We start from the raw sequence: 8,549 nt of genomic DNA, 5'->3' as shown, positions 1-8,549 counted from the left end.
GGCTCGACCAGCCGTAAACCGGTGAGTCAGGCGAGCATTGAGCTGGTGTTCGATAACTCCGACGGCACCCTGCTCGGCGAATGGGCGGCCTATGCGGAAATTTCCATTCGCCGCAAAGTGACCCGCGACAGTCAGACCACTTACTACCTTAACGGCGCCAAATGCCGCCGCCGCGATATCACCGACATCTTTCTGGGTACCGGCCTCGGCCCGCGCAGCTACTCGATCATCGAACAGGGCATGATCTCCAAGCTGATCGAGTCCAAGCCCGAAGACCTGCGCAATTTCATCGAAGAAGCCGCCGGTATTTCCAAGTACAAGGAACGTCGGCGCGAGACTGAAAACCGTATCCGCCGCACCCACGAAAACCTTGCCCGCCTGACCGACCTGCGCGAAGAGCTCGAGCGTCAGCTTGAACGCTTGCACCGCCAGGCCGAGGCCGCCAAGAAGTATCAGGAATACAAAGGCGAAGAGCGCCAGCTCAAGGCCCAGCTGTCGGCTCTGCGCTGGCAGGCGTTGAACGAACAGGTCGGCCAGCGCGAGTCGATCATCGGCACCCAGGAAATCACCTTTGAAGCCCTGGTGGCCGAGCAGCGCAATGCCGACGCGGCCATCGAACGCCTGCGTGACGGTCATCACGACCTGTCCGAACGCTTCAATCTGGTGCAGGGACGTTTCTATTCGGTCGGCGGCGACATCGCCCGGGTCGAGCAGAGCATTCAGCACGGTCAGCAGCGTTTGCGCCAATTGCAGGACGACCTGAAAGAAGCCGAGCGTGCGCGGCTGGAAACCGAGTCGCACTTGGGCCACGACCGCACCTTGCTGCTGACCTTGGGCGAAGAGCTGGACATGCTCACGCCGGAACAGGAAGTCACCAGCGCCGCCGCCGAAGAAGCCGCCGCGGCATTGGAAGAGTCCGAAACCACCATGCACGGTTGGCAGGAGCAGTGGGACACGTTCAACCTCACCGCCGCCGAGCCACGTCGTCAGGCTGAAGTTCAGCAGTCGCGGATCCAGCAGCTGGAAACCAGCCTGGAACGTTTGGCCGATCGTCAGAAGCGTCTTGGTGAAGAGCGTGCGTTGCTATCGGCGGATCCTGAAGACGCGGCGATCATGGAACTCAGCGAGCAGCTGGCTGCGTCCGAGGCTACGCTCGAAGACTTGCAGGCCAGCGAAGAAGCTCAGGTCGAACGCCTTGAGCAACTGCGTCAGGAGTTGCAGCAAGCGCTTTCGGCGCAGCAGCAAGCCCAAGGTGATTTACAGCGACTCAACGGGCGTCTCGCATCGCTTGAGGCCTTGCAGCAAGCTGCACTCGATCCGGGCACCGGCACTGCCGAATGGCTGCGCGAACAGCATCTGGCGGATCGTCCGCGTCTGGCCGAAGGCCTGAGGGTCGAGGCCGGTTGGGAACTGGCGGTGGAAACCGTGCTCGGCGCCGATCTGCAAGCGGTGCTGGTGGATGACTTCGGTGATTTCGATCTGGCCGGGTTTGCCCAAGGCGATTTGCGCCTCCTCAGCCCGGCCACCGATGGCGTGCGCATGCCCGGCAGTTTGCTCGACAAGGTCGAGGCGCAGATTGATTTGTCGCCATGGCTGGGACAGGTCAAACCGGTCGACAGCCTTGAGCAAGCCTTGGCATTGCGCGGGCAATTGGCTGCCGGGCAAAGCCTGATCAGCCGCGACGGTTACTGGGTCGGCCGACACTTTTTACGTGTGCGCCGGGCCAGCGAAGCGGAAAGCGGCGTACTCGCCCGTGGCCAGGAAATCCAGCGCTTGGGCCTTGAACGCGAAGAGCGCGAAGCCACGGTCGAAACCCTGGAAACCCGACTTCAGAATCTCAGGGCGCAACAGCGTCAGCAGGAAAACGGCCGCGAACATTTGCGCCGCTTGCTGCAAGACGAAGCCCGTCAGCAAGGCGAATTGAAAGCCCAGCTGTCCGCCGGCAAAGCCAAGGTCGAGCAGTTGACGTTACGCCGTACCCGTCTCGATGAAGAACTCACCGAGTTGAGTGAACAGCGCGCCCTGGAACACGAAAACATCGGCGAAGCGCGCCTGCAATTGCAGGAGGCTCTCGACAGCATGGCGCTGGACACCGAGCAGCGTGAGTTGCTGTTGGCCCAGCGCGACAGCCTGCGCGAACGCCTCGACCGGGTGCGTCAGGAAGCCCGGCAGCATAAGGATCATGCGCATCAATTGGCGGTGCGCCTCGGTTCGCTGAAGGCGCAACACGACTCCACTCGTCAGGCCCTTGAACGGCTGGAAATGCAGTCCGAGCGCCTGACTGAGAAGCGCGAACAGTTGAGCCTCAATCTGGAAGAGGGCGAGGCGCCACTGGAAGAGCTGCGGCTGAAACTCGAAGAGCTGCTCGACAAGCGCATGACGGTTGACGAAGAACTCAAGACCGCGCAAATGGCCATGGAAGATGCCGACCGCGAACTGCGCGATGCCGAGAAGCGCCGCACTCAGGCCGAGCAGCAATCCCAGTTGATTCGCAGCCAGCTCGAGCAGCAGCGCATGGAATGGCAAGCGCTGACGGTGCGACGCAAGACTTTGCAGGATCAATTGCTCGAAGACGGCTACGACCTCAACGGCGTGCTCGCCACGCTGCTGGCCGGGGCCAACGAGAAAGACGCCGAAGACGAACTCGAGCGCATTGCCGCGCGGATTCAGCGCCTCGGGGCGATCAACCTCGCAGCCATCGACGAATACCAGCAACAATCCGAGCGTAAGCGTTATCTGGATGCTCAGAACGACGATTTGGTGGAAGCGCTGGACACGCTTGAGAACGTCATTCGCAAGATCGACAAGGAAACCCGAAACCGCTTCAAAGATACCTTTGATCAGATCAATGGCGGTTTACAGGCCCTTTTCCCAAAAGTTTTCGGTGGAGGACGCGCGTATTTGGAACTGACGGGCGAAGATCTACTCGATACAGGGGTAACGATCATGGCGCAGCCGCCAGGAAAGAAGAACAGCACCATCCATTTGCTCTCCGGTGGCGAAAAAGCCCTGACCGCATTGGCCCTGGTATTTGCCATCTTCAAGTTGAATCCGGCGCCGTTCTGCATGCTCGATGAGGTTGACGCGCCATTGGATGACGCTAACGTTGGACGCTACGCACGGCTGGTCAAAGAAATGTCGCAGACGGTGCAGTTCATCTACATCACCCACAACAAGATCGCTATGGAAATGGCCGATCAATTAATGGGGGTGACGATGCACGAGCCCGGTTGTTCGCGTCTGGTGGCAGTGGATGTGGAGGAGGCGATGGCCATGGTGGACGCCTGAGTCATTGCGTGTAGGGCAAGTATTGTTGAGCTGTAGGGCTTTTTACCTGCCTTAACTTGCTGGCCAATCGACATAATTCGCGCAAGCCACTGTGAGAGACGGTGTAAAGTTGCCTTTGGTCGTGCTAGTTTAATGTCAATTTTTCGTATACGTGGGCAAAACGCCTGTCAGAACATAGAGTTGGCGCCACGTTTTAAAGCGGTTTGCACAATGTAAACCCCTTATTTTTCAGCATTTTTTATAGAGGCACGGGATTACATGGAAATCGGTCTGCGCGAGTGGCTGATCGTCATCGGCATTATTGTCATTGCCGGTATTCTTTTCGATGGCTGGCGTCGCATGCGCGGCGGCAAGGGAAAACTGAAATTCCGTCTTGACCGAAGTTTGTCCAATTTGCCGGATGAGGACACCAGCGCCGAGCTGTTGGGCCCGCCCCGCGTGCTGGATACCCATAAAGAACCGCAACTGGACGAGCATGATCTGCCGTCGGTGAGCATGCCTGCCCGTGAACCTCGCGAGTCGGGTTCCAAGCGCGGCAAGCGTGGCCATGGCGAGCCGTCGCAAGGCGACTTGAATCTCAATCTGGATCTGGACGGCGGCCCGAGCTTCAACAGCCGTGACGACGATTTCCCGGATGACACCAAGCCTGCCAGCTCGGCCGAGAAAGATCAGCCGCAAGCCGAAGAAGTACTGGTGATCAGCGTGATCTGCCGCGACCCGGCTGGCTTCAAGGGCCCGGCACTGCTGCAGAACATTCTGGAAAGCGGTCTGCGTTTCGGCGAGATGGACATTTTCCACCGTCACGAAAGCATGGCCGGTAACGGCGAAGTCCTGTTCTCCATGGCCAACGCGGTCAAGCCGGGTGTCTTCGATCTGGATGATATCGATCATTTCAGCACCCCGGCGGTGAGCTTCTTCCTCGGTCTGCCAGGCCCGCGTCATCCCAAGCAAGCTTTCGACGTGATGGTCGCTGCTGCTCGCAAACTGTCCCAGGAGCTGAACGGCGAACTGAAGGACGACCAGCGCAGCGTGCTGACCGCCCAAACGATTGAGCACTACCGTCAGCGCATCGTTGAGTTCGAGCGTCGCGCTTTGACCCAGAAGCGTTAAAGTCAAAAGATCGCAGCCTCGTTTCACTCGACAGCTCCTACAGGGTTCGCGATTTTCTGTAGGAGCTGTCGAGTGAAACGAGGCTGCGATCTCTTGATCTTGATGAGATGAGATAGAGCAGCCTCGGCTGCTCTTTTGCTTTATGAGAGAACACCCATGACCGCCGCCAAAAACCGCATTCTAGAGCTGCGCGCCGAGCTCGATCAGCACAACTATCGTTACCACGTGCTGGATGAGCCGAGCATTCCGGATGCCGAATACGATCGCTTGTTCCACGAGCTCAAGGCCCTCGAAGCGGCCCATCCCGAACTGATCACCAGCGACTCGCCGACTCAGCGTGTCGGTAGCGCGGCGCTGTCGGCGTTCACTCAGGTGCGTCACGAAGTGCCAATGCTCAGCCTGGGCAACGCGTTCGAAGAAACCGACATGCGCGAATTCGATCGCCGGGTGACGGAAGGGCTGGACTTGCCGGTCGGCGATTTGTTCGGCGCTGGCGGGGCGGTGGAGTACAGCTGCGAACCCAAGCTCGATGGCCTGGCGGTCAGTCTGCTGTACCAGGACGGTGTGCTGGTGCGCGGCGCCACACGCGGCGATGGCACCACTGGTGAAGACATCAGCGTCAACGTGCGCACCGTGCGCAATATTCCGCTCAAGCTACATGGCACCGGTTGGCCGGCGACCCTGGAAGTGCGGGGTGAAGTGTTCATGTCCAAGGCCGGTTTCGAGCGGCTCAACGCCACGCAACTGGAAGTCGGCGGCAAGACCTTCGCCAACCCGCGTAATGCGGCGGCGGGCAGCTTGCGGCAGCTGGATTCGAAGATTACCGCCAACCGTCCGCTGGAATTCTGCTGCTACGGCATCGGCCAGATTTCGGCCGATATCGCCGACACGCACATCGGCAATCTGCAGCAACTCAAAGCCTGGGGCATGCCGATCAGTCATGAGCTGAAACTGGCCAATGGCATCGCTGAATGCCTGGATTACTACCGTGACATCGGCGAACGCCGTAATGCGCTGCCGTATGAAATCGACGGCGTGGTGTTCAAGGTCAACAGCATTGCGTCCCAGCGTGAACTGGGCTTTCGCGCCCGCGAACCGCGTTGGGCGATTGCCCATAAATTCCCGGCCATGGAAGAGCTCACCGAACTGCTCGATGTGGAGTTCCAGGTGGGGCGCACCGGTGCCGTGACGCCGGTGGCGCGCTTGAAACCGGTCAAGGTGGCTGGCGTCACCGTGGCCAATGCGACTTTGCACAACATGGATGAGGTTGCGCGGCTGGGCCTGATGATCGGTGACACGGTGATCATCCGTCGCGCCGGTGATGTGATTCCACAAGTGGTGCAAGTGGTCGCCGAGCGCCGTCCGGAGCATGCCCGGCCGGTGCAGATTCCCGAGCAGTGCCCGGTCTGCGGTTCTCATGTCGAGCGCACGCAACTGGTCAAGCGCAGCAAGGGGCGCGAGACCATTAGCGAAGGCGCGGTGTATCGCTGCGTCGGCCGTCTGGCCTGCGGTGCGCAACTCAAGCAAGCGATCATTCACTTCGTGTCGCGCCGCGCCATGGACATTGAAGGGCTGGGCGAGAAGAGCGTCGAGCAACTGGTGGACGAAGGTCTGGTGAGTTCGCCGGCTGACCTCTATTCCCTGACGTTCGAGCAGATCGTCGACCTGGAAGGCTTTGCCGAGCTGTCGAGCAAGAACCTGCTCGGTGCTATCGAAGACAGCAAGCAGCCGAGTCTGGCGCGGTTCATCTACGCCTTGGGCATTCCCGATGTCGGCGAAGAAACGGCGAAGGTGCTCGCGCGCTCTCTCGGCTCGCTGGAGCGGGTGCAGCAGGCGTTGCCGCAAGTGCTCACGTACTTGCCGGATGTCGGGCTGGAAGTGGCTCACGAGATTCACAGCTTCTTTGAAGACGCGCATAACCGGCAGGTGATCGCGGATCTGCTCAAGCACGGTATGCAGATTCAGGATCAGGGCGAGTTGGGTGCCGAATTTTCTGCCAGTACCACGCTGGGCGGCTTCCTCGACAAATTGCACATCCCTTCGGTCGGGCCGGGCGGGGCGCAGAAGCTCGCCGACAAATTCGGCTCACTCGAAGCGGTGATGAGCGCTGATTGGCTGGACATGCGTCAGGCGCTGCCGGAGAAACAGGCGACTTCGGTTCGCGAGTTCTTTGCGGGCCCGGAAAATCGTCAGCTCGCCGAGGCTGCCGAAAAGCAGCTGCGCGATTTCGGCATGCATTGGCAGAGTGAAAAGAAAGTCGTCGAAGGGTTGCCGCTGGCCGGGCAGACCTGGGTGCTGACCGGTTCGCTGGAGCTGATGAGTCGCGATGTCGCCAAGGACAAACTTGAAAGCCTCGGTGCCAAGGTGGCCGGTTCCGTGTCGGCCAAGACCCATTGCGTGGTCGCCGGGCCGGGCGCGGGCTCGAAGTTGGCCAAGGCCAATGAGCTGGGGTTGAAGGTGCTGGATGAAGAGGCGTTTGTGGCTCGTCTGAAGGAATACAACATCTCGATCTGACGCTAAACCTGTGGCGAGGGGGCTTGCCCCCGTTGGGCTGCGTAGCGGCCCTAAAACAAGCAACCGCGATCTGTCAGACATACCGCGCAAGCAGGTTTTGCGACGGCTTCGCCGCCGAACGGGGGCAAGCCCCCTCGCCACAAAGAACGTGGAACGATCATGTTGGAGGAATGATCTAGTCTTGGCAGGCCCCAGGGAGAGATCGCCATGTACCGCTTCTTCGAACAGCTCAGTTCACGCATCGCCGCACCCTTCATGGGCGAGCGTTCGCGCAACAGCAAGGTCTGGCATTGCCGCTGTGGGCAGTCGCTGTTCTTTCGCAACAGCCAGTGCCTGGCCTGTTCGGCAGCGCTGGGCTATCAGCCGCAGCAGAGTCGCTTGTCGTCGTTGCAGCCCGGCCCGCAAGCGGATACCTGGTTGCTCGACGCCGATCCCGATGCGGGTGTGTTCCGCCGCTGCGCCAATCTCGATTCTCCGGCTGCGTGCAACTGGCTGCTGCCGGCCAATGATCACGATGCCTTGTGCATTGCCTGTAGCCTGAATCGCACCATCCCCGACCTGTCGATCCCCGAGAATCACGAGCGCTGGCGCAAAGTGGAAATCGCCAAGCGTCGTCTGGTGGCGCAGCTGATCAGCCTGGGCTTGTCAGTCATTCCGAAAACCGTGGACGAAGAAACCGGTCTGGCCTTCGATTTCATCGGTATCGACGTCGAAGGCAAACCACCGACTACCGGGCACGCCAACGGTCTGATCACCCTCGATATCAAGGAAGCCGACGATGCCCATCGCGAGCAGGTCCGCGTGCAGATGCACGAACCTTATCGCACGCTGCTCGGTCACTTTCGTCACGAGGTAGGGCATTACTACTGGGATCACCTGGTCGCCAACAGTCATTGGCTGGAACCGTTTCGCGGTCTGTTCGGCGACGAACGAGCAAGCTACGCCGAGGCCCTTGAGCGGCATTATCAGCAAGGCGCGCCGCTTGACTGGCAGCAGCATTACGTCAGCGCCTACGCCACCATGCACCCCTGGGAAGACTGGGCGGAAACCTGGGCTCACTACCTGCACATGATGGATGCAGTGGACACCGCCCTGGGGTTTGGCATGAGTGCTCAGGAAATGGATTTCGATTACCAGCCGTTTCCGCCGAGCTCGCTATTCGACCCGCAGCACCCTGGCGGTCCGGCGTTCCTGTCGTTCGTCAACGCATGGATCGAACTGGCCGGCATGCTCAACGAGTTGTCACGCAGCATGGGCCAGCCGGATTTCTATCCGTTCGTCCTGCCGCCGGCGGTGATTGCCAAGCTGCACTTCATTCACCTGGTGATCCAGCAAGAGGGTGGCAGGGCGGATGAGGTGTTGGTGCAATAGGATCAAAAGATCGCAGCCTGCGGCAACTCCTACAGGTGTACGCCGATCCATGTGAGCTGCCGCAGGCTGCGATCTTTTAAAGGCCAGCGCATGTCCTTGAAGCGGCTCATATTTTTTAATCTGCCCGAACGGTTGTAACTTCGTCTCAGATAGGTACAATGGCGCGGCTCGCCGTCAGGTGAGCGTCGTTATGGTGACCCCATCGGTCCCCCCGCAACGATCAGCCGTGAACCCGGTCAGGCCTGGAAGGGAGCAGCCGCAGCGGT

General features: G+C 60.0%; 4 protein-coding genes and 1 other RNA gene. All 5 read left to right on the top strand.

Going from position 1 to position 8,549, the window contains the following annotated elements:
* Window positions 1–3,288 (top strand): chromosome segregation protein SMC (smc, locus tag PMI36_RS26350; protein WP_008067908.1); only part of this gene is annotated, 3,288 nt, incomplete at its 5' end.
* Window positions 3,289–3,546: 258 nt separating this feature from the next.
* Window positions 3,547–4,398: a cell division protein ZipA gene (gene zipA, locus PMI36_RS26355; RefSeq protein ID WP_008067907.1), complete on the top strand. Its 852-nt coding sequence runs from the start codon at window positions 3,547–3,549 to the stop codon at window positions 4,396–4,398.
* Between the two features lie 156 nt (window positions 4,399–4,554).
* A complete protein-coding gene (gene ligA / locus PMI36_RS26360) occupies window positions 4,555–6,912 on the top strand; it encodes an NAD-dependent DNA ligase LigA (protein WP_008067906.1) in 2,358 nt (785 codons plus the stop codon).
* 207 nt (window positions 6,913–7,119) lie between these two features.
* Window positions 7,120–8,283, top strand: a complete 1,164-nt coding sequence (locus tag PMI36_RS26365; RefSeq protein WP_008067905.1) for a zinc-binding metallopeptidase family protein — start codon at window positions 7,120–7,122, stop codon at window positions 8,281–8,283.
* 200 nt (window positions 8,284–8,483) lie between these two features.
* Window positions 8,484–8,549: signal recognition particle sRNA small type (gene ffs / locus PMI36_RS30200), an RNA gene on the top strand; the annotation flags it as partial.

Origin of the sequence: Pseudomonas sp. GM79 (assembly GCF_000282495.1) — a bacterium.
Taxonomy (GTDB): Bacteria; Pseudomonadota; Gammaproteobacteria; order Pseudomonadales; family Pseudomonadaceae; genus Aquipseudomonas.
Note: the sequence above shows the minus strand (reverse complement) of the source record. Positions and strands in the feature narration are given on the sequence as shown.

Bases quoted from the DNA above. Each gene is read 5' to 3' on its own strand.
- ligA (WP_008067906.1), top strand. From the start codon at position 4,555: ATGACCGCCGCCAAAAACCGCATTCTAGAGCTGCGCGCCGAGCTCGAT.
- PMI36_RS26365 (WP_008067905.1), top strand. From the start codon at position 7,120: ATGTACCGCTTCTTCGAACAGCTCAGTTCACGCATCGCCGCACCCTTC.
- zipA (WP_008067907.1), top strand. From the start codon at position 3,547: ATGGAAATCGGTCTGCGCGAGTGGCTGATCGTCATCGGCATTATTGTC.